The organism is Paraburkholderia sp. Ac-20340 (assembly GCF_017104965.1).
Taxonomy (GTDB): domain Bacteria; phylum Pseudomonadota; class Gammaproteobacteria; order Burkholderiales; family Burkholderiaceae; genus Paraburkholderia.
Genome location: NZ_JAAGPR010000030.1, coordinates 36,106 through 62,601 on the forward strand (window position 1 = coordinate 36,106; position 26,496 = coordinate 62,601).

A 26,496-nucleotide genomic window follows, 5' to 3' on the forward strand; every position below is an offset into this window, starting at 1 on the left:
ACGGGGACTTTTCGACATGACACAACATAGTGCAACACGGTCCATGTTCGATCCGGCGCTCGTGCGTCCGGCCATCGTGGATTCGTTCAGGAAACTCAAGCCGCGCACCCAGTTGCGCAATCCGGTGATGTTCTGCGTCTACGTGGGCAGCGTGCTCACGACGATCCTCTGGATCGCGGCGCTGCTGGGCCAGGCCGAAGCGCCCGCGGGCTTCATTCTCGCGGTCGCGTTGTGGCTGTGGTTCACGGTGCTGTTCGCCAACTTCGCCGAAGCGCTCGCCGAAGGCCGCTCGAAGGCGCAGGCCGCGTCGCTGCGCCAGGCCAAGCGCGACGTCATGGCCAAGAAGCTCAACGAGCCGCATCCGAAGTCGCCGATCCGCATCACGACCGCCACCGATCTGCGCAAGGGCGACGTGGTGCTGGTCGAAACCGGCGACGTGATTCCCGCCGATGGCGAGGTGGTCGACGGTGTCGCTTCGGTCGACGAATCGGCGATCACGGGCGAATCCGCGCCGGTGATCCGCGAGTCGGGCGGCGATTTTTCGTCGGTCACGGGCGGCACGCGCGTGCTGTCCGACTGGATCGTGGTGCGCGTCACGGCCAATCCGGGCGAAGCGTTCCTCGACCGCATGATCGCGATGGTCGAAGGCGCCAAACGCCAGAAAACGCCGAACGAAATCGCGCTGACGATCCTGCTGGTGGCGCTCTCCATCGTGCTGCTGATGGCCACGGCCACGCTGCTGCCGTTCTCGATGTTCTCGGTCGAAGCCGCGAAGATGGGCCACGTGGTCACGATCACCGCGCTCACGGCGCTGCTCGTGTGCCTGATCCCGACCACCATCGGCGGGCTGTTGTCGGCGATTGGCGTGGCGGGCATGAGCCGCATGATGCAGGCCAACGTGATCGCCACCTCGGGCCGCGCCGTGGAAGCGGCCGGCGACGTCGACGTGCTGCTGCTCGACAAGACCGGCACGATCACGCTGGGCAACCGCCAGGCATCGGCATTCGTGGCCGCGCCCGGCGTCAACGAAGAAGCGCTGGCCGACGCCGCGCAACTCGCCTCGCTCGCCGACGAAACGCCGGAAGGCCGCAGCATCGTCGTGCTCGCCAAGCAGCGCTTCAATATCCGTCAGCGCGACATGGCGGCGCTGCATGCGGTGTTCCTCGCCTTCAGCGCGCAGACGCGCATGAGCGGCGTGGACATGCCGGGCCGCGAAATCCGCAAGGGCGCCGCCGATGCGGTGAAGCACTACGTCGAGCAGCATGGCGGACGCTTCCCGGCCGAAGTGAGCGCGGCCGTCGACGAAGTGGCGCGACGCGGCAGCACGCCGCTGGTGGTGGCCGAACGTCATGGCGAAGGCGATGACGCCAGGGCGCGCGTGCTCGGCGTGATCGAGTTGAAGGACGTGGTGAAGGGCGGCATCAAGGAGCGTTTCGCCGAACTGCGCAAGATGGGCATCAAGACCGTGATGGTGACGGGCGACAACCGCCTGACCGCCGCCGCGATCGCTGCCGAAGCCGGCGTGGACGATTTCCTCGCGCAGGCCACGCCCGAAACCAAGCTCGCGACCATCCGCGAACATCAGGCGCAAGGCAAGCTCGTGGCGATGACCGGCGACGGCACCAACGACGCCCCGGCGCTTGCGCAGGCCGACGTGGCAGTGGCGATGAATACCGGCACGCAGGCCGCGAAGGAAGCGGGCAACATGGTCGATCTGGATTCGAATCCGACCAAGCTGATCGAGATCGTCGAGATCGGCAAGCAGATGCTGATGACGCGCGGCTCGCTCACCACGTTCTCGATCGCCAACGACGTCGCCAAATACTTCGCGATCATTCCGGCGGCGTTTGCCTCGACCTATCCGCAACTGCGCGTGCTCGACGTGATGCATCTGACCTCGCCGGCGTCGGCGATTCTGTCGGCGGTGATCTTCAACGCGCTGATCATCGTGATGCTGATTCCGCTCGCGCTCAAGGGCGTGAAGTACCGGCCGCTGGGCGCGGCCACGCTGCTGCGGCGCAATCTGCTGGTCTACGGTCTCGGCGGCATTCTGCTGCCGTTCCCGTGCATCAAGCTGATCGATATGGTGCTGGCCGCGTTCGGCTGGGTTTGATGCGCGCGTCTCTTTTTAGACAGGAATGCATATGAAAGCGCAGTTTCGTCCTCTGATCGTGATCTTCGCGCTGCTCGCGGTGATCACCGGGCTCGTCTATCCCGCCGTGATGACGGCGTTCGGCCAGGCCGTGTTCCATCGCCAGGTCAACGGCAGTCTCGTGCAGGTGAACGGCAAGGTGGTGGGCAGCGAGCTGATCGGCCAGCAGTTCGACGCGCCCCAGTATTTCTGGGGCCGCCTTTCGGCCACCGCGCCGATGCCGTACAACGCGCAAGGCTCGGGCGGCTCGAACCTCGGCCCGACCAACCCGGCGCTCGCCGATGAAGTCAAAGGCCGCATCGACGCGCTCAAGGCCGCCGGCACCGATGTCTCGCAGCCGATTCCCGCCGATCTGGTGACCTCGTCGGCAAGCGGTCTCGATCCGGAGATTTCGCCCGCGGCCGCGCAGTATCAGATCGCGCGCGTGGCGAAGGCGCGCAATCTCAGCGCGAACGACGTGCAGGCGCTCGTGGATCGCTATACGAAGGGCCGCCAGTTTGGTCTGTTCGGCGAGCCGCGCGTGAATGTGCTGGAGTTGAATCTCGCGCTCGATGGAAAAGAAGTGAGTTGAACGCGCCGGCCGGCTTTCAAGACGCCGCACGCCGTCGACGCGGCGTGCGGTTTCTCGTTTGCCAATCCAGGGCCGCGGTGAGACCATCGTCGTCTGTGCCGCGCCGCCCGAACCGAACACGAACATAGTCGCCCAAGCCGCATGAACCGCCCCGATCCCGACGAACTTCTCGACCGTCTGCAACGCGAGGAAGAAAAACGCCGCCGCGGCAAGCTGAAGGTTTTCTTCGGCGCCTCGGCGGGCGTCGGCAAGACTTATGCGATGTTGCAGGCCGCGCGCCGCCGCGCCGAAGAAGGCGTGGACGTGGTGGTCGGCATCGTCGAAACCCACGGGCGCAGCGAAACCGCCGCGCTCACCAGCGGGCTCGACGTGCTGCCGCGCCAGCGCCTTGCGTATCGCGGGCGCATGCTCGACGAATTCGACCTGGACGCCACGCTCGCGCGCAAGCCGCAACTCGTGCTGGTCGACGAACTCGCGCATTCGAACGTGCCCGGCGCGCGCCACCTGAAGCGCTGGCAGGACGTCTACGAACTGCTCGACGCGGGCATCGACGTCTATACGACGGTCAATGTCCAGCACCTCGAAAGCCTCAACGACGTGGTGGGGCAGATCACCGGCATCCGCGTCTGGGAGACGGTGCCCGACCGCGTGTTCGATGGCGCCGACGAAGTCACGCTGGTCGATCTTCCCGCCGAGGAACTGCTCGACCGCATGCGCGACGGCAAGGTCTATCTGCCCGCGCAGGCCGAGCGCGCGGTGCGCAACTTCTTCCGCAAGGGCAATCTGATCGCGCTGCGCGAACTGGCGCTGCGCCGGACCGCCGACCGCGTCGATGCGCAGATGCACGAATATCGTGCCGATCGCTCGATCCAGCATGTCTGGCAGGCGCGCGAGCGCTTGCTGGTATGCGTCGGTCCGGGCCCGGAAGCGCCCGTGCTGGTGCGCGCGGCCGCGCGCCTCGCTGCGAGCCTGAAGGCCGACTGGATCGCCGTCTATGTGGAAACGCCGCGACTGCAGCGCCTGCCCGACGCCGTGCGCGAACGCACGCTGGGCGCGCTCAAACTCGCCGCCGAACTGGGCGCGGAAACCGCCTCGCTCGCGGGCGAAGACGCCGCCGTCACGCTGGCGGGCTATGCGCGCCTGCGCAATGTCTCGAAGCTGGTGGCGGGCGCGTCGATGCGCTCGGGTTTCTCGCGCTGGCTGCAACGCCCGTTTGGCGAGCGTCTGGCCGAAAAGGCCGGCGACGCCGATCTCACGCTGGTGCGCGCGAGCGGTAACGAAGTCGATCGCCTGACCGGCCGCGCCGCTTTCGATACCGCATCGGCGGCCGCGCGTGCCGCCAACGCCTGGCGCGCCGCCATCGGCCAGGGCGGCGCGAACCGTTCGCCGCCGCGCGCTTATGCAGCGGCGCTGGTGATCTGCGCCTGCATCACCTTGCTCGCGAACCAGTTGAACGAGCGCATCGCGCTGGCGAATCTGGTGATGCTTTATCTGCTCGGCGTGATCTTTACGGCGACCCGGCTCGGGCGCGGCCCCGGCGTGCTGCTGTCGTTCGCGAGCGTGGCCGCCTACGATTTTTTCTTCGTGCCGCCGCGCATGTCGTTTTCGGTCAGCGATACGCAGTATCTGCTGACCTTCGTCGGCATGCTGCTGACTTCGCTGGTCATCAGCCATCTGACGTCGAGCCTGCGCCGTGAAGCGAGCGTCGCGCAGCGGCGCGAACAGCGCACCGGCGCGATGTACGCGATGGCGCGCGAACTGGCGGCGGCGCTGGCAACCGAGCAGATCATCGCGATTGGCAGCCGCCATGTGAGCGAGGTGTTCGGCGCGCGCGTGGCGATCCTGTTGCCCGATAGCGCCGACAAGGTCCAGCAGAAGATCGAGGACCCCGATCCGCAGATCATGCTCGACGCGTCGAGTCTCGATATCGACGTGGGGCAGTGGGTCTACGACCAGCAGAAGCCCGCCGGTCATGGCACCGATACCTTGCCCGCCGCCGCTGCGCGCTACCTGCCGCTCAAGGCGCCGATGCGCACGCGCGGCGTGCTCGCCGTGGTCACGCGCGAGCCGCGCGAATTGCAGGTGCCCGAGCAGCAACGCATGCTCGACGCCTTCGCCGCGCAGATTGCGCTGGCGCTCGAACGCGTGCATTACGTCGAGATCGCGCGCGACGCGCTCGTCAACATGGAGTCCGAACGATTGCGCAATTCGCTGCTTTCGGCGATTTCGCACGATCTGCGCACGCCGCTCACCACCATCGTCGGCTTTTCGTCGATGCTCGCGCAGACGCACGAGCCGAGCACCGGCACGCCCGATCCGCAGAACGCGCGCGAAGGCGAGCTGATCGAGGCGATTCACGACGAGGCCCTGCGCATGACCGGCATCGTCACGAATCTGCTCGATATGGCGCGCCTGCAGGCGGGCAGTCTCAAGCTCAACCGGCAATGGACGCTGCTGGAGGAAACCGTGGGCGCGGCGCTGGCCGCGTGCCGCCGCGTGCTCGTGCGCCATCCGGTTCAGGTGAAGTTGCAGGACGATTTACCGCTGCTGCAACTCGACGCCGTGTTGATGGAGCGGCTCTTTTCGAATCTGCTGGAAAACGCCGCGAAGTACACGCCGGCCGATACGCCGCTGGCGATCGTCGCGCGGCGCGTGGAGGAGGGCGGCCAGCCCTTCGTGCGCGTGAGTATCGACGATCACGGGCCGGGCTTGCCGCCTGGCATGGGCGAGCGCGTGTTCGAGAAGTTCACGCGCGGCGAGAAGGAATCGGCCAAGCCCGGCATCGGCCTCGGACTGGCGATCTGCCGGGCGATCGTGGAAGCGCACGGCGGTACAATCGGCGCGTCCAATCGGGTCGATGCCAACGGCCGGGTCGAAGGCGCGTCGTTCTGGTTCGCGCTGCCGGTGGAGGAGCCGCCGCCGCTGCCCGCCGATGTGCCGGAAGCCGCCGAACATACCGCACATGCCGATCTCGCCGATCACATGAATCACGCCCACGATCATCGCGAAGCACCCGCTAAACCCCTCGATTCGAATCCCGCCCATGAGTGACCCGAGTCTCGCCGTTGTCCTGATCGAAGACGAAAAGCAGATCCGCCGCTTCGTGCGCGCCTCGCTCGAAGGCGAGGGCATTGCCGTCTACGACGCCGAAACCGGCAAGCAGGGGCTGGTGGAAGCGGCCACGCGCAAGCCCGACCTCGTGATTGTCGATCTGGGCCTGCCCGACACCGATGGCCTCGACGTGATCCGCGAACTGCGCGGCTGGAGCGATCTGCCGGTGATCGTGCTGTCCGCGCGCACGCAGGAAAGCGAGAAAGTGGCCGCGCTCGACGCCGGCGCCGACGATTACCTGACCAAGCCGTTCGGCGTATCCGAGTTGCTGGCGCGCATTCGTGCCCATTTGCGCCGGCGCAACCGGGGCGGCGCGAACGAGGCGCCGCAGGTGAGCTTCGGCGCGGTGATCGTCGATCTGGGCTTGCGCCAGGTCACGCGCGAAGGCGCACCCGTGCACCTCACGCCGATCGAATACCGCTTGCTGGCGACGCTGGTGCGCGATTCGGGCCGCGTGCTCACGCACCGGCAACTGCTGCGCGAGGTCTGGGGGCCGTCGCATGTGGAGAGCAGCCACTATCTGCGCATCTATATGGCGCATCTGCGGCAGAAGCTGGAGCGCGATCCCGCCCAGCCCGAGCACATCATCACCGAGACGGGTGTGGGTTATCGGCTCGTGGGCGTGCAGTAGGGCAGCGACCGGGCCAGCGACTGGGCCAGCCACCGGACCATCCCCGGGCCACGTCTAGCCAACTTTGCTATACTTACAAAAGCGTAAGGACGACCTTGCGCTTTTTCTTTTTCGGGGACGGCCCCATTTTTCATGGAGCGTTCTCATGCCCTGGCTTTATCTCTTCATCGCGGGCCTGCTCGAAGTCGCGTGGGCCACCGGTCTCAAATCTTCCGAAGGTTTCACCCGGCTCTGGCCGTCGGTCTTTACGGTCGTCACGGCGCTCGGCAGTTTCTGGCTGCTCGCGCTTGCCATGCGCCAGTTGCCGCTGGGCACCGCGTATGCGGTCTGGACGGGTATCGGCGCGGTGGGCGCGTTCGTGCTCGGCATCGTCATGATGGGCGAAGCGGTGACCGTGGCGCGCGTGCTGAGCGCGCTGCTGATCGTGGCCGGTCTGATCGGCCTGAAGCTGTCGTCGGCGGGCTGATTGGGAAGCCCGGACGCGGGTTGGGCGAGATCGCGCGGAAATGACGCGCCGTTATGTGATCCAGTACGCATTTTCGTGGGATTTCACGCGCACAATGCGTGGCGCGCGCGCCGCAGAACGATAAAACCGCGCTGCGGCGGCGCAACGAGCGTGGCTATAATGAGACGGTCACCACCCGATAACACTCAAGCGCCGCGGACGCCGCGAGCGCCGCCGTCTGTTTGTTCGCCGTGTTTCAGCCTGCTGCCTTGAAGCGTTGAAACCGCCGCGAACATCCCGACGCCGCGCTACGCCCGTTTCGTGGGGAACGGCGCCGCGCGAGCCTCGCGCGAGGAGGCAGTCATGCTGGAACCCTTATCTCTCGCAGCGGGCCTGTCCTGGGGCAGTGGCCTGCGCCTCTACCTGACGGTCCTGATGGCCGGCGTGATGCAGCGCCTGGGCGTCATCCACCTGCCCGACACGCTCGCGATTCTCTCTTCGCCCTGGGTGATCGGCGTCGCCGCCGCGCTCACGGTCCTCGAATTTCTCGCCGATAAAATCCCCGCGCTCGATTCGCTCTGGGATGCCGTGCACACCTTTATCCGCATTCCGGCCGGCGCCGTGCTCGCGGCCGGTGCGCTCGGTCACGCCGATCCCGCCGTGCTGACGATTGCCGCGCTCGCCGGCGGCACGCTCGCCGGCACCGCGCATCTGGCCAAGGCCGGCACGCGCGCGCTCATCAATCTGTCGCCCGAGCCGGTCTCGAACGTCGTCACATCCAGCGCCGAAGACGGCATGACTTTCGTGGGCGTGCTGCTGGCGTTCTTCGTGCCGTTGCTGTTTCTGGTGATGCTGGTGGCCTTCCTGCTGGTCGCGACCTGGGCGCTGCCGCGCTTGTGGCGCGGCGTGCAGGGCGGCTTTCGCGGCATGGCCACGCACATGGTCACGCGTTTTTCCTTGCGGAGCCGTCACGATTGAACGGTGCTCATTCTTCTCCAGCGGTTTCCCCGTCTTCTTCTAACGCGAACGCACCCGCGCGTGCGGCCCTGAGCTGGTCCGATCTCGTGCGCCTTGCTGCGCGCATGAGTGCGCGCGACTGGCGCGCGGGCGAATTGACCATGCTGCTGCTGGCGCTCGTGCTGGCGGTGGCGGCGCTGTCGAGCGTCGGTTTTCTCGCCGATCGCCTGCAGCGCGGGCTGGAGCGCGACGCCAAACGCATGATCGCCGCCGATTTCATCGTGCGCGCCGATCATCCCGTCGATCCGATGTTCGCGCGCGAGGCGCAGTCGCTCAATCTGCAAACGGCAACGACGGCGATTTTCCCGAGCATGGTCACGGTGCCGCCGGTGGCTGGCGCGAGCGCTCAGGCCCCGCAGCCCCCGTCACGCCTTGCCGCCGTCAAATCGGTTTCCGCCGGCTACCCGTTGCGCGGCGCGCTGCGCATCGCGTCGGCGCCCGGTGCGCCCGATCACGAGGCGAAGGGCATTCCGCCTCCCGGCACGGTCTGGGTCGACGACGAACTGCTCGATGCGCTCAAACTCCACGTCGGCGATACGGTGCGGGTCGGCACGCGCAGCCTGAGCGTCGGCGCGATCATTACGCGCGAACTCGATCGCGGTTTTTCCTTCGTCAACTTCTCGCCGCGCCTGATGCTCAACGCGGCCGATCTGCCCTCGACGGGCCTGACCGGTTACGGCAGCCGCGTGACCTACCGCCTGCTGGTCGCGGGCGCCGATCCCGCCGTCGCGCAATTCGCCACGTGGGCCCACGCGCGCGTCGACGGCGACGCAACCCGCGGCAAGATGCGCGGCGTCGGCCTCGAATCGCTCAGCGACGGCCAGCCGCAGGTGCGCCAGACGCTCGACCGCGCGCGCCATTTCCTCACGCTCGTTTCGCTGCTGACCGCGCTGCTCGCGGCGGTCGCCATCGCCATGGCCGCGCACCGCTACACGCGCCGCCATCTGGATGCCTGCGCGGCGATGCGCTGCCTCGGCGCCAGCCAGCGCACGCTGCGCTCGATTTTCGTGCTCGAATTCGCGGGGCTCGGTCTGATCGGCGGCGCGGTTGGCGTGGCGCTCGGCTACGCGGGCCATCTCGCGCTGCTGGCCTGGCTGGGCACGCTGATCGAAGTGGCGCTGCCATATCCGGGCCCGGTGCCGGCGCTCGAAGGCGTGGCGGCGGGGCTCGTGCTGCTGCTCGGTTTTGCCTTGCCGCCGCTGTTGCCGCTCACGCGTGTGCCGCCGGTGCGCGTGCTGCGCCGCGAGTGGGGCGACGAAAGCCGTACCGCGTGGGCCGCGTACGCGATCGGCATCGCGCTGTTCGCGGGGCTGCTGGTGCTGGCGGCGGGCGAACTCAAGCTCGGCGGTATCGTCGCGGGCGGTTTCGCGCTTGGCCTGCTGATGTTCGCGGCGATTGCGCGTTTCGCGCTCTGGGGCGCGGCGCGCGTGGCGCGCAGCCAGCGCAACGGTCTGGATTCGCGCGCGGGCGTGGGCTGGCGTTATGCGCTGGCGTCGCTGGAGCGGCGGCCCGGCGCGAGCGCCTTGCAGATCACATCGCTCGCCATCGGTCTGATGTGCCTGCTGCTGATCGCGATGACGCGCAACGACCTGATCGACGGCTGGCGCAAATCCACGCCGCCCGATGCGCCGAACGAATTCCTCATCGACATCCAGCCCGCCCAGCACGACGCCGTGGCCGCGTGGCTGGTCGCGCACGGCATCGCCGATCCCGATCTGGAGCCGATGGTGCGCGGCCGTCTCACGACGATCAACGGCAAGCCGGTCAATCCCGAGCAGTACAAGAGCGAGGATGCGCGGCGTCTGGTCGATCGCGAATTCAATCTCTCGTACACGACGCAGTTGCCCAGCGATAACCGCATCGAAGCGGGCGCCTGGTACGGCGATGCAACCACGCCGCAGCTTTCGATCGAGCAGGGCCTGGCCAAACTCATCAATGTAAAGCCCGGCGACGTACTGACCTTCGATGTCGCGGGTCTCGAAGTCACCGCGCCCGTGACGAGCCTGCGCAAGCTCGACTGGGGTTCGTTCAAGGTCAACTTCTTCGTGCTGATGCCGCCCGCGCTGCTACACGATTTCCCGGCCACCTACATCACGAGTTTCCATCTGCCCGAGTCGCAGCGCGCCGTGATCGACGGGCTGGTTGCGCAGTATCCGAACGTGACCGCCATCGACGTCGGGCCGATTCTCGCGCAGATCCAGCGCATGCTGGAGCAGGTGATCGGCGCCGTGCAGTTCCTGTTTATCTTCACGCTCGCGGCCGGCGTGCTGGTGCTTTACGCGGCGCTCGCGGGCACGCGCGACGAGCGCATGCGCGAATCGGCGCTGCTGCGCGCGCTGGGCGCGTCGCATGCCCAGGTGCGCTCGGTGCAGATCGCGGAGTTCGTCGCGGTGGGGGCGCTCGCGGGTTTGATGGCGGCGGTGGGCGCGCAGATCGTCGGCTACGTGCTGGCGACGCGGGTGTTCGACTTCTATCTGGCGTTCGATCCGTGGCTCGTGCCCGCGGGCATCGCGGCGGGCGTGGCCTGTGCGGGCGTGGGCGGCTGGATGAGCCTGCGGCATGTGCTGGCGCGGCCCGCGCTGCAATCGCTGCGCGACGCGTGAAGCAGGGGGCGTGCGCCGGGTTCGCCCGGCGCGCCGCTATGCGAAAATAATCGTTTGACCGGCTGCGCAGGTGCTTCGGCGTGAGCGTTGCCGCCCCTATTTCCGTATCGAATTCCCTGTATGACCGATCCAGCCGACGAAGCGCCGCGGCAACCCACGGCCTTTGAACTTGTCGGCGGCGAGGCGCGCGTGCGCGAACTCGTCGACCGTTTCTATGACCTGATGGACCTCGAACCGGAGTTCGCGGGCATTCGCGCGTTGCATCCGCAAGCGCTCGAGGGCTCGCGCGACAAGACTTTCTGGTTTCTGTGCGGCTGGATGGGCGGCCCCGACCACTACATCTCGCGCTTTGGCCATCCGCGTCTGCGGGCGCGGCATCTGCCGTTTGCGATTGCGTCGTCGGAGCGCGATCAGTGGCTGCGCTGCATGGCCTGGGCGATGCAGGACATCGGTCTCGCCGAACCGCTGCGCGAGCGCCTGCTGCATTCGTTCTTCGAAACCGCCGACTGGATGCGTAACCGTCCGGGCTGATTGCGCCTGATCCCGTCGCCATCCCGTTAAAGCCGACTGGCCCGGTGCATGCGCCGGTACAGTCCGGCAGTGGGCCGATCGGGCTGTATTTTGCGACTGCGCGCGCATCGGGATAATGGACGCTCGTGCATCTCGCAACGAGAACCCGGAGACAGCCCATGACGATCGCCAGCCCTGCCACGTCCACCCGCACCCGCGCGCTGTTCCGCGAGGACGCCTATCTGACCCACTGCGACGCCACCGTGCTCGAAGTGGGCGAAGACGGCGTCCGGCTCGACCAGACCGTGTTCTATCCGCTCGGCGGCGGTCAGGCGGGCGACACGGGCGCGCTCGTGCTCGCGGACGGCACGCGCATTGCAATCGCCGATACCCGCAAAGCGAAATTCGAAGGCGCGACGCCCGACGACGCGCTGCATCTCCCCGCGCCCGGCCAGGAAGCGCTGCTTGCGCGCCTCGCGGCAGGCGAGCGCGTGCGTGCCGAAATCGACTGGACGCGCCGCCATCGGCATATGCGCCTGCACACGGCGAGCCATCTGATGTGCGCCGTGCTGCCTTACGCAGTGGACGGTTGCAGCATCACCGCCGACTACGCGCGGCTGGACTTCGCCACCGTCGAGCCGATCGAGCGCGAGCATGTGGAAGCGCGGCTCGCGGAACTGGTCGCGGGCGCGCACGCGGTCGCCACCGAATGGATCACCGATGACGACATGGCGCAGCGTCCCGAACTCGTGCGCACCATGAGCGTGAAGCCGCCGATGGGTCTTGGACGCGTGCGCCTGCTGCGCATCGACGGTGTCGATCTGCAGCCGTGCGGCGGCACGCATGTGCAGAACACGCGCGAGATCGGCGGGTTGCGGGTGGCGAAGCTGGAGAAGAAGAGTGCGCGCACGCGCCGGCTCGTGCTGGAGCTGGTGGAATGAGCGAGGCGTTGGACGCACGCGCCCGCGACGTGCTGGACTTCTGGTTCGGCGCGCCGGAGTCGGCGGAATTTGGCCGCGAACGCAAGATGTGGTTCAAGAAGGACGCGGCTTTCGATGCGATGCTGCGCGAGCGCTTTGGCGCGCTGCTCGCTCTGGCCTGCGCGGGCGAACTCGATGCGTGGCGCGCCACGCCCGAAGGCGCGCTGGCGCTCGTGATCGTGCTCGACCAGTTTTCGCGCAACTGCCATCGCGGCACGCCGCACGCCTTTTCCGCCGACGACAAGGCGCTGGCGATCGCCCGCGCGTTGATCGCCAATGGCGATGATCGGCGTCTGCCGACCCACCAGCATCGCGTTTTCGCGTATCTGCCGTTCGAACATGCGGAATCCGCCGAGGCGCAGCGCGAGTCGCTGCGGCTATTCGGCGAGATTGCGAAGGACCCGCAAGCGAAGAGTTACTACGATTACGCGCTGCGCCACGCCGACGTCATCGAGCGCTTCGGCCGTTTTCCTCATCGCAATGCGCAGCTGGGCCGCGAGAGCAGCGAAGCCGAGCTGGCCTTTCTGCGCCAACCGGGCTCGCGCTTCTAGCGTTGTCGGGCTTAGCGCCCGCCGCTCACATCGAGCAACGCGCCCGTCACGTAGGACGCGGCATCGCTCAACAGCCAGACGATGGTTTCCGCGACTTCGTCGGCGCCGCCAGGACGGCCGAGCGGCGTTTGCGCGCCGAGCACGGCGGCGCGATCGGGACGCCCGCCGCTCGCATGAATCTCGGTGTCGATAAGGCCGGGACGCACCGCATTCACGCGCACGCCCTGCGGGCCGAGTTCCTTGGCGAGGCCGATCGTCATCGTATCGATGGCGCCTTTCGACGCCGCGTAGTCGACGTATTCGTTTGGCGACCCCAGCCGCGAGGCCGCCGAGGACACGTTGACGATCGCGCCGCCATCGCCGCCGCGATCCTTCGACATGCGCCGCGCCGCTTCGCGCACGCACAGAAACGCGCCGTAGACGTTCACGTCGAACATGCGCTTCAGACGCTCGGCGTCCATATCGGCGACGGGCGAACCGGGCGCGACGATGCCCGCGTTGTTGACCAGCGCATCGATGCGCCCGTAGGCGGATTCGAGCGTATCGAACATGGCGACGACATCGGCTTCGTTCGCCACATCGCCGTGCAGCACGCGCGCATGACCGCCGGCGCGGCCGACTTCCGCCGCGGTTTCCTCGGCGGCCGGCGCGTTATGCAGATAGTTGACGCCCACGGTCCAGCCGCGCGCGCCCAGCAGACGCGCACACGCGCGGCCGATGCCGCGGCTCGCGCCGGTGATCAGAACGACTTTGCCCATCGAATCATGACCTCCGTGGGTGAGAAGCGCTTCAGACGTTCTCGCGCAGATCGGCCCACTTGTCCTTCTCGGGCGCGTGATAGCTTTGCAGCTTGCCGATCAGCGCAGCCGGATCGCTGTCGATCTGCAGTTGATCGAGATAGATCTGGCGCATGAAGCCTTCGCTGACGGTGTGTTCGAGCATCGTCATGAGCGGATCGTAAAACCCGTCGATATTGAGAATGCCGACCGGCTTGCGGTGATAGCCAAGCTGCGCCCAGGTATAGACCTCGAACAGTTCTTCGAGCGTGCCCGCGCCGCCGGGCAGCGCCACAAAGCCGTCCGAGAGATCGGCCATCATCTTCTTGCGGTGGTGCATGTCGGGGACGACGTGCAGTTCGGTCAGGCCGCTGTGGCCCACTTCCTTGTCCACCAGCAGTTCGGGAATCACGCCGATCGCGCGGCCGCCTTCGGCCATCACGGTATCGGCGATCACGCCCATCAGGCCGACCTTGCCGCCGCCATAAACGAGCCCGAGATTCGACGCCACCAGCGCGCGGCCGAACGCCTGCGCCGCTTCGTTATAAATGGGTTTGGCTCCAAACGAGGAGCCGCAATACACGCAAACGGCTTTCATGCTCAGGTTTCCTTGCTTTCCTTCGGTGCGCCGTCGCGCGGCGGCAGATAGTCGTAGAACTCGCGCTGCGGATGCTTGCCCGAAACGAGATCGTCGAACAGTTGCTTCGCGCGGCCGCGCAGATACGGCGCCATCAGCGAGACGATCTGCACGCTCACCTGATGCAGCTCGGCGCGGATCGCTTCCTGATCGTTGTATTTGCGCGGATTCATCACGAACTGGTACGAGAGCCAGTAAGTGGCGATCACGCCGATATTGGTCGAAATCACCGCAATTTCAGCGGCCGTGGCCACCATCTCGCCGTCTTCCACGAGCTGATCGCAGAACTGCTTCGCGAACGCGACCTTGTGGCTGATGATCTGCTTGAAGTGCATCTCCAGCGTGCGATTGCGCGCCAGCAGGTCGTTCAGGTCGCGATACAGAAAGCGGTAGCGCCAGGTGAAATCGACCATGTATTGCAGATACGCCCACATTTCGTCGATGGTGGCGCGATGGTCGTCGGGGAAACGCAGACGCTTGTCGATCTCCTGCTCGAACTGGCTGAAGATGCTGTTGATGATGTCGTCTTTGTTGCGGAAGTGGTAGTACAGGTTGCCTGGACTGATCTCCATTTCCTCGGCGATGGTCGTCGTGGTGACGTTGGGCTCGCCGATCTCGTTGAACAGCTTCAACGAAAGTTCGAGTATCCGTTCGCGTGTGCGGCGGGGAGGTTTCGCATCCATGTCGTCCGGCCCTGAAAGTACGGCGTCGGGCGAGCAGCGCTGCTGCCTTGGGTTGCTGCGTAGCTGCCCGGACGCGGTTGGTCGTTTTTTAAGACTGTCGTTCGATTATAAACCGACGCCAGGGCGCAAAACGACCCTTCACGACCTGATGAAAATGAGGAAAACCCGCGCGCGACGCGAGCGGGTTCGAGGCGAGTGGGCAACCGCGTCGCATGCGCAATGCATACGCGCCGCATGCACGCCGATATCAGCGCGCGCCGATCCAGTGCAGCAGCGTCGGGCCGAAGTGCGGCACGAGGATCAAGCCCCAGGTCATCACGCAGGTGATCAGCGCAACCGTCACGGCGGCGCTGCCAAGATCCTTCGCGCGGCCCGACAACTCGTTGCGTTCGAGACCGATTCGATCGACGGCGTTTTCGATACTCGAATTCAGCAATTCGACGATCAGCACCAGCATCACCGAGCCGAGCAGCAACACGCGCTCGACCGGTTCGACCGGCACGAACACGCCGATCGGCACCATGATGGCCGCGAGCGTGAGTTCCTGGCGGAACGCGCTTTCTTCGCGGATCGCGGTGCGAAAGCCCTTGATCGAGTACTGCAGCGCCTTCCATGCGCGCGTGACGCCGCGATTGCCCTTGTACGGGTTGAACGGCAGCGGCGCGAGCGGATCGTCGGGGCCGAGCGGTTCGTGCAGATGCGGCGGCTCGGGCGGATCGGCCTGGGCGGAAGTTTGGGGCGTGCTCGACGGCGCGGGGTGGGTCACTGCGGCCGCACCGCCCGCATGCACGGGCGTAGGGCCGCCGCGCGTGAGCGGCGTAGTGGCTTGCGGCGTCTCGGAATCGCGAGGCGCGGCAGAGGCGTGCGATGGTGTCGAAGGACGTGGGGCCATAACGGTGCGGGTTGATGCCGCAGTATCGCACGCGTTGTGAGCCGTTGCGCCGGAAACGTCTGACGATGCCGCGCCCGCTTGATTCCGATCTTGATCCTGCTCCTGATCAGCGGGCGCAGCGGCTTCGGCCAGCGTGTCTTCGCTGTCGTCGGCGTCGTCGAAAGACGTGGGGGAGGCTAGGGGCCGGTTCATCGTGATCGCTCCGGTCCGTCGTTCGGGTTAAGGCTCAGGCCGCTGCGCTGCTTTCCTGCACCGTGGCGCGCGAGCGCGGCTTCAGGTGCGAGGCGAACTGCTCCGACGCCGCGTGCCACGAGAAGCGCTCGGCCCACGCCCGCGCCGTGGTGCGCTCGATCTTGAGCGCTTCGAGGCAGGCTTCGCGCAGATCCTCGTTCATCGCGCCCGCGCTGCCCGTGCCCAGCACGTCGATCGGGCCGGTCACGGGGTAGGCGGCCACCGGCGTGCCGCAAGCCAGTGCTTCGAGCAGCACGAGGCCGAAGGTGTCGGTGCGGCTCGGGAACACGAAGACATCGGCGGCGGCGTAGACCTTGGCGAGTTCCGGCTGGCTCAGCACGCCCAGATAGTTCGCCTGCGGATAGCGCGACTTCAGTTCGGCCAGCGCCGGGCCTTCGCCGCAGACCCACTTCGAACCCGGCAGATCGAGCTTGAGGAAGGCTTCGACGTTCTTCTCGACGGCCACGCGGCCGACGTAGAGGAAGATCGGGCGCGCGGTGTTGAGCACCTTCGATTCCATCGGCTCGAAGATTTCAAGATCGACGCCGCGCGTCCACAGCACGACATTGGTGAAGCCGAATTTTTCGAGGTCGGTTTTCACGACCGGCGTGGGCGCCATGACCGCGAGCGAGGGCTTGTGGAACCAGCGCAGGAAGCGATAAGTCGCCGACAGCGGAATGCCGAAGCGCGCCTGCACGTACTCGGGAAAGCGCGTGTGATAAGCGGTCGTGAACGGCAGGTTGTGCTCCATCGCATAGCGGCGCGCGGCGAGGCCGAGCGGGCCTTCGGTGGCGACGTGGATCGCGTCCGGGCCGAAGGCGTCGATGCGCTCGCGCATATGGCGGCGGGGAAACAGCGAGAGCTTGATCTCGGGATAGGTCGGGCACGGAATCGTGCGGAATTCCAGCGGCGTGAGCAGATCGACCTGATGGCCGAGCGCGAGCAGCTCGCGCGTCGTGTTCTTCAGGGTCCGTACCACGCCGTTGACCTGCGGCTCCCATGCATCGGTCACGATCATTACTTTCATCGGTCGTCGGCCCTCGGGGTTCGGGTGTTGCGTTGGGTTGTGCGGATGGCGTGTGATTGGCGTGCGTCGGGCGATTCAGGCGATTCAGGCTGCGCTCACGCGCGCCTTGCGCGAGGCGCCCTGGGCTTCCGGCGACTTCATGACCGTCCAGTAGACGATGCGCAGTTCGCCCTCGAAGGTTTCGACGAGCGCCGAAAGGCTTTCGACCCAGTCGCCGTCGTTGCAATAGAGCACGCCGTCGATCTCGCGGATCTCTGCCTTGTGGATGTGGCCGCAGACCACGCCGTCGCAGCCGCGGCGACGCGCTTCGTCGGTCATCACGCGCTCGAACGAGGAGATGAAGTTCACCGCGTTCTTGACCTGGTGCTTGAGGTACTGCGAGAGCGACCAGTACTGGAAGCCCATCTTCGCGCGGATGCGGTTGAACCAGCGGTTGAGCACGAGAATCACGGTGTAGGCCGAGTCGCCCAGATACGCGAGCCACTTGGCATGCTGGATCACGCCGTCGAACAGATCGCCGTGCACGACCCACAGGCGCTTGCCGGCGAGCGTCGTGTGGAACGCTTCCTCGCGCACGTGGATATCGCCGAACGCGAGATTGCAGAACTGGCGCGCGCCTTCGTCGTGATTGCCGGGGATGTAGACCACCTGGGTGCCCTTGCGCGCCTTGCGCAGCACTTTCTGTACGACGTCGTTGTGCGCCTGCGGCCAGAACCAGCCTTTGCGCAACTGCCATCCGTCGATGATGTCGCCCACCAGGTACAGATAATCCGATTCGTTATGGCGCAGGAAATCGAGCAGATAGTTCGCCTGGCAGCCGTTGGTGCCGAGGTGAATATCCGATAGCCAGATCGTGCGGTAGCGATGCGGGGCGGGGTGATCGTCGTCGTGCGAGTCGGAGGAGTCGGTGTCTTTCAGCGGCAGGGGCGGCGTCGGGAACGCCGCGGTATTCGGACCGGAGTGGAAGTCGGCGGGATCGGAACCCGCACCGGTGGTCTGCCGGAAAAGTGGGGTCGCGGACGTCTTCTGGGCCATGGCTCACGCGGCAGGTTGCAATACGCGCATTGCGCCATGAGGCCGTGACGGTGCCGTGACATTCACAAGAAGGTCTTGTTACGCAGTCCTTGCTAGCGCAGGGTGGCGGGGCATGCAGCCGCGCGGAGCGGGGCGCTCGGGCCGCAGCCGGCTGTCGGCGTGATGCGTGCGCTCAGCGTCGTGACGCTTTGATGACGTGGCGCGCGGGCTACGGATCGGATTTCAGCGCGGGATTTCAGCGCGGCACGCAGACGATACGCGTGCCGGCGATGCGGTCGTGCGGGAACTGGCGGCGATGGCTCAGGCGCGCGCTGGCGGCCCAGAGCATGCACCAGAGCGCGGTCAGCACGAGCGTGTGCGGCACGCTCAGATTCAGCAGCGGATGCAAGGCGAGCGGCGGCAGAAACCAGAGCCAGGCGGCAAGGTAGCGCAGCGCGGCGCGGCCGGTCGAAGGCGGTGCGCCATCTGGACCGACGACGCGCAAACGCCAGGTTTTCATCGGCAAGGTCTGGCCGCCGCTTCGCCAGAAGCCGACGAAGTAGGCGCCTGCCACCAAAGCGATCCACACGGCCATCAGGCGGTGATACGTGTAGCCGTTGCGCTGTTGCAGAACGAGGCTGAAGGCGAGTCCGGCGAGAAAGATCACACCGAACAGCAGGACGCTTTCGTAGAGCAGGGCGGCGAGGCGGCGGCGCACCGTCGGCACAATTTCAGGCCGGGCTTGCGGCGGGAGCGAGGTGACAGCGGGCGCGGCGGTGGCGTGTTCGGTCACGGTGGCGTGATGGCGCGAGGGCGTCCGGGCAGCGCCGGACGGCGCCGGGCAGCGCAAAAGGGACGGGACGCCGTCAGCATAACCGCGAACGGCGGCCGCGAGTAACGCGGGAAAACGTGCGGAATTGTTCGACCGGCAACGCCGAAGCGGCCGCTCAGGAACCCTTGAAAGCGGCGGGCGCTTCGGCAGGCGACACCGGCACGGGGATCGCCGGTTCGAAGCTGCCGGCGGCGGGAATGCTGGCGGCCATGGCGGTGGCGGGCGGCTCGGCGAGCTGCCCCGACGTGCCGGGCAGTCCCGGCGCAGCAGGCGCAGGCGCGGACGCCCCCGCTGCTGTGCGCGCGCGGGCGCGACGCTCGCGTTCGTTCACGAGCCGCTCGATATCGCGGATTTCGCTCTTGTTGCCGCTAGGCGGCGCGCTCACCACGGTACGGCGACGGCGCTCGGTCGCAGCCAGCTTCGCTTTCTGCTCTTCGGACAGTTCCTGGTACGCCTTCCACGCGCGCTGGCGGGCCTGCGGCGGCAGTTCCTTCGAGACCTGATAGTTTTCGCGTGCGACGCGACGCTGCTCGGGCGTCATGCGGACCCATTCGGTCATGCGCTCCTGCAGGCGCTTTTGGACATCGGGCGTCATCTTCGGATAACGCGCAGCGATTCGCAGCCATTTGCGCTTGCGCGCATCGCTGAATTTGTCCCATTCGCTGGCAAACGGCGCGAGCGCGGTGCGCTGCGCGTCGGTCAGGCGCGACCAGGACAGCGGGTTATCCGAATTCTCGTTGCCGGTCGCTGCAGGCGCTGCGGCGGCGACAGTGACGTCCGAGGCCGTTGCCTGACCCTGTGCGGGCGCGGCAGTGGCGGCCGATTCCGGCGCCGACAGCTCGGGATGAAAGCGCGGATACGTTGCCGCATACGACACCAGGGCCGTGACCACGCATCCGATGACTACGGCCAGGCCGCGCTTGTAACTCACCCCGTCAATCCCCCGCTTAGTGCGCGCGCGTCAGGTACGCATTGAACCCATGATCGAGATAGGCCGTGAGCGGCAGATCGTCGCTCAGCATGGCCGCATCGATATCGGCGAGTTCTGCGGTGCGTTGTTGGTCTTCGAAATAGGCAATCGCGAACAGGCCGGCGACCAGTGCAGCCAGCGGCCAGGCCAGCGCGAAGCGCGCCAGCGCCGAGCGGCGGCGCGGCGGCAAGCCACCCGGCAGCGCGCCGATGTTACCGACACCCGCTGCGGCCAGCGACGGCACGCGCACGAGCACCGGCTCGGCCTTCTTGCGGGCGAGCGCGGCCTTGCGGGCAGCGGTAAGGCGGACAGTGGTGGAGGACGGCAGGTTGGCCGCGCTTTCGTCGAGCGCGCGACGCATCCCCTGCACGAACTCAAGTTCTTTGTGTTCGAGAGCGGAGCTCATAGCGTGATTCCTTTGGCCTTGAGCGCCTGAGCCAGCGTGTGGGTCGCCCGCGAACAGTGCGTTTTCACGCTACCTTCGGAGCAACCCATGGCGGCGGCGGTTTCGGCGACATCCATATCTTCCCAGTAACGCATCAGAAACGCCTCCCGTTGACGTGCCGGTAATTTCTGGATTTCTTCTTCGATCAGCTTGAGGACCTGTTCGCGCTCGAATTGCTGTTCGCTGCTCTCGACGCCGGGCGAGCCCGATTGCGACTCGAAGGTTTCGAGAATGTCGAACTCCTCGTCGTCGGCGCCGCCGAGTGACGAGAAAAGGCTCACCCACGTATTGCGTACTTTCTGCCGACGAAAATAGTCGTGCATCGTATTTTGCAAAATACGCTGGAAGAGCAGGGGGAGTTCGGCAGGCGGGCGGTCTCCGTATTTTTCCGCGAGCTTGATCATCGCGTCCTGCACGATATCGAGCGACGCATCGTCGTCGCGCACGGCGTAGACCGTCTGCTTGAACGCGCGTCTTTCGACGCCCGCCAGGAAATCGGCGAGTTCCTTGTCTGATGCCATCCGTTGCAGGGCGCCGCCACCAGCGTACGCGTAATCGTTCGAAAAATGTCGTAAAACCCGCGGATGCTAGCAAATTTTCGTGCAAGCGGGGGAGCAGTCCGGCCAGACGTTTGCTTGCCCTTTGCTTTCAGGCTTGCATAACGCATAAACGCCGCTTTCAGCGGGCTTTGGAGGATTTTGCATCATCCTTGCGGCTGGCTTGCGTTTATCTTGCCTCGAGCGACTGGCGGGCGTGTATGGGGTGCGTATCTTAAGGGCGGGTTGATGACAGATGCCACCGGTTCGCAAGTGGTCCGATTGTGGACCCATCGCGAATTCGGGGCAAATTCGTCGCGCCCGCAACGTTTATTCCCGATGCGAGCGGAATACAAAATAAGCGCTTGACCGAATGCTTTCGAGCCGCTATCTTCGACGGTTCGCAACATAAGTGACTTGTCTCAATTCAGGTGTGGCCCATGAGGCTCATCTGTCAACTGGACGCGCCGCTTGAACCCGAGCCACAAGCCCGGCAGAGAGCACCCGATCAATTTTTTGCCGAAAATTCGAAAGGTGAATGATGAATATGCCCAGCGCGGAATTCTCCACGTCGGTCCCCTCTTCGCAAGAATCTGACCCTCAAGCTCAAAACTCCATCGGCGGAACCGTGCTGATGAAGGCGCTCGCCGACGAGCAGGTCGAATTCATTTGGGGTTATCCCGGCGGCTCGGTACTCTACATCTACGACGAGCTGTACAAGCAGGACAAGATCCAGCACGTTCTCGTGCGCCACGAACAGGCAGCCGTGCATGCGGCCGACGCCTACGCGCGTTCGACCGGTAATGTCGGCGTGTGTCTCGTGACCTCGGGACCTGGCGTCACCAATGCGGTGACGGGCATCGCGACGGCCTATATGGATTCGATCCCGATGGTGATCATCAGCGGCCAGGTGCCTACCGCCGCGATTGGTCAGGACGCCTTCCAGGAGTGCGATACGGTCGGCATCACGCGTCCCTGCGTGAAGCACAACTTCCTCGTGAAGGACGTGCGCGATCTCGCCGCTACCGTCAAAAAAGCTTTCTACATTGCGCGCACCGGCCGTCCCGGCCCCGTGCTGATCGACATTCCGAAGGACGTGTCGAAGACGCCGTGCGCGTATGAACCGGTGAAGAACGTCGCGCTGCGCTCGTACAACCCGGTCACCAAAGGCCACTCGGGGCAGATCCGCAAGGCGGTTTCGCTGCTCCTCTCGGCCAAGCGTCCGTATATCTACACCGGCGGCGGCATCATCCTCGCGGATGCGTCGCGCGAACTCAACCAGTTCGCCGATCTGCTCGGCTACCCGGTCACGAACACGCTGATGGGTCTGGGCGGCTATCGCGCAAGCGACCGCAAGTTCCTCGGCATGCTCGGCATGCACGGCACCTACGAAGCCAACATGGCCATGCAGCACTGCGACGTGCTGATCGCCATCGGTGCGCGCTTCGACGACCGTGTGATCGGCGATCCGGCGCACTTCGCCTCGCGTCCGCGCAAGATCATTCACATCGACATCGACCCGTCGTCGATCTCGAAGCGTGTGAAGGTCGATATCCCCATCGTCGGCGACGTCAAGGAAGTGCTCAAGGAGCTCATCGAGCAGCTTCAGCACGCCGAACACGGCCCCGATACGGCGGCGCTCGCCGACTGGTGGAAGGACATCGAAGGCTGGCGCGAGAAGAACTGCCTGAAGTTCGACCGTTCGAGCGACATCATCAAGCCGCAGTACGTGGTGGAAAAGGCGTGGGAACTCACGGGCGGCAACGCGTTCGTGTGTTCGGACGTCGGCCAGCACCAGATGTGGGCTGCGCAGTTCTACCGCTTCAACCAGCCGCGCCGCTGGATCAACTCCGGCGGTCTCGGCACGATGGGCTTCGGCCTGCCGGCGGCGATGGGCGTGAAGATGGCGCACCCGGACGACGACGTGCTGTGCATCACGGGCGAAGGCTCGATCCAGATGTGTATTCAGGAGCTGTCGACCTGCAAGCAGTACGACACGCCCGTGAAGATCATTTCGCTGAATAACCGCTACCTCGGCATGGTCCGCCAGTGGCAGCAGATCGAATACAGCAAGCGCTATTCGCATTCGTACATGGATGCGCTGCCTGACTTCGTGAAGCTCGCCGAAGCGTACGGCCACGTCGGCATGCGGATCGAAAAGACCGCGGACGTCGAACCGGCGCTCAAGGAAGCGCTGCGTTTGAAGGACCGCACGGTGTTCCTCGATTTCCAGACCGACCCTTCCGAAAACGTCTGGCCGATGGTTCAGGCCGGCAAGGGCATCACCGAGATGCTGCTCGGTTCGGAAGACCTGTAACGGTATTTGCACGGCGCCGTTTCGACCTCGCGCGGCGCGCGCTCACACAAAGGGCGCGCGGGCTCGCGGGGAAGGGCGGCAGTCACGCTCAACTGGATAAATCGCGGATCACATCATGAGACACATTATTTCCGTTCTGCTGGAAAACGAGCCGGGCGCGCTGTCGCGCGTGGTCGGTCTGTTCTCCGCACGCGGCTACAACATTGAAACCTTGACGGTGGCGCCGACCGAAGACCGTTCGCTGTCGCGCATGACCATCGTTTCCATTGGCTCGGACGACGTGATCGAACAGATCACGAAGCATCTGAACCGCCTGATCGAGGTGGTGAAAGTGGTCGACCTTACCGAGGGCGCCCACATCGAACGCGAGCTGATGCTGATCAAGGTAAGGGCGGTTGGGAAGGAACGTGAGGAGATGAAACGGATGGCGGACATTTTCCGCGGTCGCATCATCGACGTCACGGAAAAGACCTACACGATCGAACTGACGGGTGCGAGCGACAAGCTCGACGCGTTCATCGAGGCGATCGACGCCACCGCGATTCTCGAAACCGTCCGCACGGGCGGCTCGGGCATCGGGCGCGGAGAGCGCATTCTGAAGGTGTAACCCGACCACAGTCGATCTTGCACCGAAACTTGACTGGATGCGCTCTTCAAGACGCATCCAGCGCAGCACAAGCTAATAGCAGTACCGAAATTCACCAGACTCTCGCCAAGGAACCAACATGAAAGTTTTCTACGACAAGGACGCCGATCTCTCCCTCATCAAGGGCAAGCAGGTCACGATCATCGGTTACGGCTCGCAAGGCCACGCACACGCGCTGAACCTGAAAGACAGCGGCGTGAACGTCACGGTCGGTCTGCGCAAGAACGGCGCATCGTGGAGCAAGGCTGAGAACGCCGGCCTGCAGGTCAAGGAAGTGGCCGAAGCGGTGAAGAGCGCTGACGTCGTCATGATGCTCCTGCCGGACGAGCAGATCGCCGATGTCTACGCGAAGGAAGTCCACGCGAACATCAAGAACGGCGCAGCCCTCGCATTCGCGCACGGCTTCAACGTTCACTACGGCGCTGTGATCCCGCGCGCTGATCTGGACGTCATCATGATCGCGCCGAAGGCTCCGGGCCACACGGTTCGCGGTACGTACTCGCAAGGCGGCGGTGTGCCCCACCTGATCGCTGTCCACCAGGACAAGTCGGGCGCAGCACGTGACATCGCCCTGTCGTACGCAGCAGCGAACGGCGGCGGCCGTGCCGGCATCATCGAAACGAACTTCCGCGAAGAAACGGAAACCGACCTGTTCGGCGAACAGGCAGTTCTGTGCGGCGGTACGGTCGAGCTGATCAAGGCTGGCTTCGAAACGCTGGTGGAAGCGGGCTACGCGCCGGAAATGGCGTACTTCGAGTGCCTGCACGAACTGAAGCTGATCGTCGACCTGATCTATGAAGGCGGCATCGCCAACATGAACTACTCGATCTCGAACAACGCCGAATACGGCGAGTACGTGACCGGCCCGCGCGTCGTCACGTCGGAGACGAAGAAGGTCATGAAGGAAGTCCTGAAGGACATCCAGACCGGCGAATACGCCAAGAGCTTCATCCTGGAAAACAAGGCCGGCGCACCGACGCTGCAATCGCGCCGCCGCCTGGGCGCCGAGCACCAGATCGAAACGGTCGGTGCAAAGCTGCGCGCGATGATGCCGTGGATCGCTGCAAACAAGCTGGTCGACCAGTCGAAGAACTAATCTGACGGTTTTGCTCTGAGTGGCTGTGCGGTTTAACCGCTGCGCAGCCCTCATACCCGATCGGATTCAACAAAAGCCGCCCAGGTGGGATGAAGCCTGGGCGGCTTTTGCTATGCTACGGTTTTCAAAATAATAGCGAAGCCACTATGAATTACCCTCATCCGATCATCGCGCGCGAAGGCTGGCCGTTCATCGCCATTGCGGCCGTCGTGACGCTCTTGATCCATGCGGTCGCAGGCTTCGGATACGCCTGGCCGTTCTGGCTCATCACGATCTTCGTCGTTCAGTTCTTCCGCGATCCGCCGCGCCCGATCCCCACCCAGGCCAATGCCGTGCTGTGCCCGGCCGACGGTCGCATCGTTGCGGTCGAAACCGCGCACGATCCGTATGCCAACCGTGAAGCGCTGAAGATCAGCGTGTTCATGAACGTTTTCAACGTGCACTCGCAGCGCTCGCCGGTGGACGGCGCCGTCGCCAAGGTCGAGTACTTCCCGGGCGCGTACCTGAACGCCGCCATCGACAAGGCGTCGACCGAGAACGAACGCAACGCCGTCGTGCTGACGATGGCGGACGGCACGACCGTCACCTCGGTCCAGATCGCCGGTCTGATCGCGCGCCGTATTCTCTGCTACGTGCGCGCAGGCGAGCCGCTCTCGCGCGGCCAGCGCTATGGCTTTATCCGCTTCGGCTCGCGCGTCGACGTGTATCTGCCGGTGGGCAGCCGTCCGCGCGTGTCGATCGGCGAGAAGGTGTCTGCCTCGTCGACGATCCTCGCTGAACTGCCGACCCAATCGGCATAAGGAGGGTAGCGATGGCCGGACTCAAACCGCGTCGACCCCGTAATCCCGGCGGCGCACCGCTGCCGCGCCCGTTCCGCCGCAACAAGGCGGTGCAGGAATCCGTGGGGCCGGCGGCGGGTCGCCGCGCCGCGCGCCAGGAATTCCTGAAGAAGCGCGGCATCTATCTGCTGCCCAATGCGTTCACGACGGCCGCGCTGTTCTGCGGCTTCTTTGCGGTCGTGCAGGCCATGAATGTGCGCTTCGAAGTGGCGGCCATCGCCATCTTCGTGGCCATGGTGCTCGACGGCATGGACGGGCGTGTGGCGCGCATGACGCATTCGCAGAGCGCATTCGGCGAGCAGTTCGACAGTCTGTCGGACATGGTCTCGTTCGGCGTGGCGCCGGCGCTCGTGATGTACGAGTGGGTGCTCAAGGATCTCGGGCGCTGGGGCTGGCTTGCGGCCTTCGTCTACTGCTCGGGCGCGGCGCTGCGTCTTGCGCGCTTCAATACCAACATCGGTTCGGTGGACAAGCGTTTCTTCCAGGGCCTGCCCAGCCCGGCTGCGGCCGCGCTGATCGCCGGTTTCGTGTGGCTCGCCACCGACAACCGCGTGCCGGTGAAGCTGTCCTGGCTGCCGTGGGTCGCCTTCGTGCTGACGATCTACGCGGGCGTGACGATGGTGTCGAACGCGCCGTTCTACAGCGGCAAGGCGCTCGACGTGCGGCATCGCGTGCCGTTCGCGGCCACGCTGCTGGTGGTGGTGGCGTTCGTGCTGGTGTCGTCCGATCCGCCGCTGATGCTGTTCGGCCTGTTCGTGCTGTACGGCCTGTCGGGCTATGTCTTCTGGGGCTGGCAGTCGCTGCGCGGGCGTCATAACCCGGCGCGCTCGTCGCCTCGGGAGCGCTAGGGCGCATCGATTGATGTCATCCAAAGGGCTGCGCACTCGCGCGGCCCTTTTTGTTTTGGCGGCACACATCGCGGTCGCACCCGGATTGCGCTATCGCCCGAATCCGGCTATAGTCGGCTGATGGACAGCATCCAGT

General features: G+C 65.4%; 25 protein-coding genes. 15 read left to right on the top strand and 10 right to left on the bottom strand.

From position 1 onward, the window contains the following. Positions 1-16 precede the first annotated feature (16 nt). From kdpB to G3N59_RS28595, 10 genes are all read left to right on the top strand, one after another. Positions 17-2,113 carry a potassium-transporting ATPase subunit KdpB gene (kdpB, locus tag G3N59_RS28550; RefSeq protein WP_205986186.1) on the top strand — a complete coding sequence of 699 codons (2,097 nt, stop codon included), beginning with the start codon at positions 17-19 and terminating at the stop codon, positions 2,111-2,113. A 31-nt stretch (positions 2,114-2,144) separates the two neighbouring features. Beyond that, a complete protein-coding gene (gene kdpC, locus G3N59_RS28555; protein WP_205986187.1) occupies positions 2,145-2,723 on the top strand; it encodes a potassium-transporting ATPase subunit KdpC in 579 nt (192 codons plus the stop codon). Between the two features lie 141 nt (positions 2,724-2,864). Then, positions 2,865-5,774 (top strand): sensor histidine kinase KdpD, encoded by a 2,910-nt coding sequence (locus G3N59_RS28560; RefSeq protein WP_205986188.1) that lies wholly within the window; start codon positions 2,865-2,867, stop codon positions 5,772-5,774. Next, the gene (gene kdpE, locus G3N59_RS28565; protein WP_205986189.1) at positions 5,767-6,465 is read left to right on the top strand and encodes a two-component system response regulator KdpE; all 699 of its coding nucleotides are present in this window, start codon (positions 5,767-5,769) and stop codon (positions 6,463-6,465) included. The genes G3N59_RS28560 and kdpE overlap by 8 nt, the downstream gene beginning before the upstream one ends. A 145-nt stretch (positions 6,466-6,610) precedes the next feature. Then, positions 6,611-6,931 (top strand): quaternary ammonium compound efflux SMR transporter SugE, encoded by a 321-nt coding sequence (gene sugE / locus G3N59_RS28570; protein ID WP_205986190.1) that lies wholly within the window; start codon positions 6,611-6,613, stop codon positions 6,929-6,931. 342 nt (positions 6,932-7,273) lie between these two features. Further along, entirely contained in the window at positions 7,274-7,888 is a 615-nt protein-coding gene (locus G3N59_RS28575) for a DUF4126 domain-containing protein (protein WP_205986191.1), read from the top strand. 104 nt (positions 7,889-7,992) lie between these two features. Next, positions 7,993-10,530 (top strand): FtsX-like permease family protein, encoded by a 2,538-nt coding sequence (locus G3N59_RS28580; protein ID WP_205986192.1) that lies wholly within the window; start codon positions 7,993-7,995, stop codon positions 10,528-10,530. Between the two features lie 120 nt (positions 10,531-10,650). Then, positions 10,651-11,061 carry a group II truncated hemoglobin gene (locus tag G3N59_RS28585; protein ID WP_205986193.1) on the top strand — a complete coding sequence of 137 codons (411 nt, stop codon included), beginning with the start codon at positions 10,651-10,653 and terminating at the stop codon, positions 11,059-11,061. Between the two features lie 158 nt (positions 11,062-11,219). Then, positions 11,220-11,981 carry an alanyl-tRNA editing protein gene (locus G3N59_RS28590; RefSeq protein WP_205986194.1) on the top strand — a complete coding sequence of 254 codons (762 nt, stop codon included), beginning with the start codon at positions 11,220-11,222 and terminating at the stop codon, positions 11,979-11,981. After that, entirely contained in the window at positions 11,978-12,571 is a 594-nt protein-coding gene (locus tag G3N59_RS28595) for a DUF924 family protein (protein WP_205986195.1), read from the top strand. Before G3N59_RS28590 ends, G3N59_RS28595 begins: the two co-directional genes overlap by 4 nt. Before the next feature lie 11 nt (positions 12,572-12,582). Here G3N59_RS28595 and G3N59_RS28600 read toward each other — a convergent pair whose 3' ends face one another. The 10 genes from G3N59_RS28600 to G3N59_RS28645 all read right to left on the bottom strand — a co-directional run bounded on the left by G3N59_RS28600 (position 12,583) and on the right by G3N59_RS28645 (position 20,599). Continuing rightward, positions 12,583-13,329: an SDR family oxidoreductase gene (locus tag G3N59_RS28600; RefSeq protein ID WP_205986196.1), complete on the bottom strand. Its 747-nt coding sequence runs from the start codon at positions 13,327-13,329 to the stop codon at positions 12,583-12,585. A 31-nt stretch (positions 13,330-13,360) separates the two neighbouring features. After that, the gene (locus tag G3N59_RS28605) at positions 13,361-13,945 is read right to left on the bottom strand and encodes a TIGR00730 family Rossman fold protein (protein WP_205986197.1); all 585 of its coding nucleotides are present in this window, start codon (positions 13,943-13,945) and stop codon (positions 13,361-13,363) included. 2 nt (positions 13,946-13,947) lie between these two features. Next, entirely contained in the window at positions 13,948-14,667 is a 720-nt protein-coding gene (locus G3N59_RS28610) for a TetR/AcrR family transcriptional regulator (RefSeq protein WP_205986198.1), read from the bottom strand. A gap of 247 nt (positions 14,668-14,914) precedes the next feature. Further along, complete coding sequence (locus G3N59_RS28615; protein ID WP_346777954.1) at positions 14,915-15,751, bottom strand: diacylglycerol kinase; 837 nt, start codon at positions 15,749-15,751, stop codon at positions 14,915-14,917. Between the two features lie 34 nt (positions 15,752-15,785). Further along, a complete protein-coding gene (locus G3N59_RS28620; protein WP_205986199.1) occupies positions 15,786-16,817 on the bottom strand; it encodes a glycosyltransferase family 1 protein in 1,032 nt (343 codons plus the stop codon). Positions 16,818-16,901: 84 nt separating this feature from the next. Next, the gene (locus tag G3N59_RS28625; protein WP_205986200.1) at positions 16,902-17,852 is read right to left on the bottom strand and encodes a UDP-2,3-diacylglucosamine diphosphatase; all 951 of its coding nucleotides are present in this window, start codon (positions 17,850-17,852) and stop codon (positions 16,902-16,904) included. A gap of 235 nt (positions 17,853-18,087) precedes the next feature. Continuing rightward, positions 18,088-18,561, bottom strand: coding sequence for an RDD family protein (locus G3N59_RS28630; protein WP_205986243.1), 474 nt, complete (start codon positions 18,559-18,561; stop codon positions 18,088-18,090). Between the two features lie 217 nt (positions 18,562-18,778). Then, positions 18,779-19,594 (bottom strand): DUF3106 domain-containing protein, encoded by an 816-nt coding sequence (locus G3N59_RS28635; RefSeq protein ID WP_205986201.1) that lies wholly within the window; start codon positions 19,592-19,594, stop codon positions 18,779-18,781. Positions 19,595-19,610: 16 nt separating this feature from the next. Then, complete coding sequence (locus G3N59_RS28640; RefSeq protein ID WP_205986202.1) at positions 19,611-20,039, bottom strand: DUF3619 family protein; 429 nt, start codon at positions 20,037-20,039, stop codon at positions 19,611-19,613. Beyond that, positions 20,036-20,599, bottom strand: coding sequence for an RNA polymerase sigma factor (locus tag G3N59_RS28645; RefSeq protein WP_205986203.1), 564 nt, complete (start codon positions 20,597-20,599; stop codon positions 20,036-20,038). The genes G3N59_RS28640 and G3N59_RS28645 overlap by 4 nt, the downstream gene beginning before the upstream one ends. 556 nt (positions 20,600-21,155) lie before the next feature. On the opposite strand from G3N59_RS28645, the gene G3N59_RS28650 reads away from it, so the two are divergent. From G3N59_RS28650 to pssA, 5 genes are all read left to right on the top strand, one after another. Further along, positions 21,156-22,931: an acetolactate synthase 3 catalytic subunit gene (locus tag G3N59_RS28650; RefSeq protein WP_205986244.1), complete on the top strand. Its 1,776-nt coding sequence runs from the start codon at positions 21,156-21,158 to the stop codon at positions 22,929-22,931. Positions 22,932-23,046: 115 nt separating this feature from the next. Next, positions 23,047-23,538: an acetolactate synthase small subunit gene (ilvN, locus tag G3N59_RS28655; RefSeq protein WP_027795483.1), complete on the top strand. Its 492-nt coding sequence runs from the start codon at positions 23,047-23,049 to the stop codon at positions 23,536-23,538. Positions 23,539-23,656: 118 nt separating this feature from the next. Continuing rightward, positions 23,657-24,673 carry a ketol-acid reductoisomerase gene (gene ilvC, locus G3N59_RS28660; RefSeq protein ID WP_167069873.1) on the top strand — a complete coding sequence of 339 codons (1,017 nt, stop codon included), beginning with the start codon at positions 23,657-23,659 and terminating at the stop codon, positions 24,671-24,673. 146 nt (positions 24,674-24,819) lie between these two features. Beyond that, a complete protein-coding gene (locus G3N59_RS28665; RefSeq protein ID WP_167069875.1) occupies positions 24,820-25,473 on the top strand; it encodes a phosphatidylserine decarboxylase in 654 nt (217 codons plus the stop codon). An 11-nt stretch (positions 25,474-25,484) separates the two neighbouring features. Further along, on the top strand, positions 25,485-26,360 hold the full coding sequence (pssA, locus tag G3N59_RS28670) for a CDP-diacylglycerol--serine O-phosphatidyltransferase (RefSeq protein WP_205986204.1): 876 nt from the start codon (positions 25,485-25,487) through the stop codon (positions 26,358-26,360). Positions 26,361-26,496: the final 136 nt, after the last annotated feature.

Excerpts from the sequence above, each read along its gene's own strand:
- kdpB (WP_205986186.1), top strand. The coding sequence starts at position 17 with ATGACACAACATAGTGCAACACGGTCCATGTTCGATCCGGCGCTCGTG.
- kdpC (WP_205986187.1), top strand. The coding sequence starts at position 2,145 with ATGAAAGCGCAGTTTCGTCCTCTGATCGTGATCTTCGCGCTGCTCGCG.
- G3N59_RS28560 (WP_205986188.1), top strand. The coding sequence starts at position 2,865 with ATGAACCGCCCCGATCCCGACGAACTTCTCGACCGTCTGCAACGCGAG.
- kdpE (WP_205986189.1), top strand. The coding sequence starts at position 5,767 with ATGAGTGACCCGAGTCTCGCCGTTGTCCTGATCGAAGACGAAAAGCAG.
- sugE (WP_205986190.1), top strand. The coding sequence starts at position 6,611 with ATGCCCTGGCTTTATCTCTTCATCGCGGGCCTGCTCGAAGTCGCGTGG.
- G3N59_RS28575 (WP_205986191.1), top strand. The coding sequence starts at position 7,274 with ATGCTGGAACCCTTATCTCTCGCAGCGGGCCTGTCCTGGGGCAGTGGC.
- G3N59_RS28580 (WP_205986192.1), top strand. The coding sequence starts at position 7,993 with ATGAGTGCGCGCGACTGGCGCGCGGGCGAATTGACCATGCTGCTGCTG.
- G3N59_RS28585 (WP_205986193.1), top strand. The coding sequence starts at position 10,651 with ATGACCGATCCAGCCGACGAAGCGCCGCGGCAACCCACGGCCTTTGAA.
- G3N59_RS28590 (WP_205986194.1), top strand. The coding sequence starts at position 11,220 with ATGACGATCGCCAGCCCTGCCACGTCCACCCGCACCCGCGCGCTGTTC.
- G3N59_RS28595 (WP_205986195.1), top strand. The coding sequence starts at position 11,978 with ATGAGCGAGGCGTTGGACGCACGCGCCCGCGACGTGCTGGACTTCTGG.
- G3N59_RS28600 (WP_205986196.1), bottom strand. The coding sequence starts at position 13,329 with ATGGGCAAAGTCGTTCTGATCACCGGCGCGAGCCGCGGCATCGGCCGC.
- G3N59_RS28605 (WP_205986197.1), bottom strand. The coding sequence starts at position 13,945 with ATGAAAGCCGTTTGCGTGTATTGCGGCTCCTCGTTTGGAGCCAAACCC.
- G3N59_RS28610 (WP_205986198.1), bottom strand. The coding sequence starts at position 14,667 with ATGGATGCGAAACCTCCCCGCCGCACACGCGAACGGATACTCGAACTT.
- G3N59_RS28615 (WP_346777954.1), bottom strand. The coding sequence starts at position 15,751 with ATGAACCGGCCCCTAGCCTCCCCCACGTCTTTCGACGACGCCGACGAC.
- G3N59_RS28620 (WP_205986199.1), bottom strand. The coding sequence starts at position 16,817 with ATGAAAGTAATGATCGTGACCGATGCATGGGAGCCGCAGGTCAACGGC.
- G3N59_RS28625 (WP_205986200.1), bottom strand. The coding sequence starts at position 17,852 with ATGGCCCAGAAGACGTCCGCGACCCCACTTTTCCGGCAGACCACCGGT.
- G3N59_RS28640 (WP_205986202.1), bottom strand. The coding sequence starts at position 20,039 with ATGAGCTCCGCTCTCGAACACAAAGAACTTGAGTTCGTGCAGGGGATG.
- G3N59_RS28645 (WP_205986203.1), bottom strand. The coding sequence starts at position 20,599 with ATGGCATCAGACAAGGAACTCGCCGATTTCCTGGCGGGCGTCGAAAGA.
- G3N59_RS28650 (WP_205986244.1), top strand. The coding sequence starts at position 21,156 with ATGAATATGCCCAGCGCGGAATTCTCCACGTCGGTCCCCTCTTCGCAA.
- ilvN (WP_027795483.1), top strand. The coding sequence starts at position 23,047 with ATGAGACACATTATTTCCGTTCTGCTGGAAAACGAGCCGGGCGCGCTG.
- ilvC (WP_167069873.1), top strand. The coding sequence starts at position 23,657 with ATGAAAGTTTTCTACGACAAGGACGCCGATCTCTCCCTCATCAAGGGC.
- G3N59_RS28665 (WP_167069875.1), top strand. The coding sequence starts at position 24,820 with ATGAATTACCCTCATCCGATCATCGCGCGCGAAGGCTGGCCGTTCATC.
- pssA (WP_205986204.1), top strand. The coding sequence starts at position 25,485 with ATGGCCGGACTCAAACCGCGTCGACCCCGTAATCCCGGCGGCGCACCG.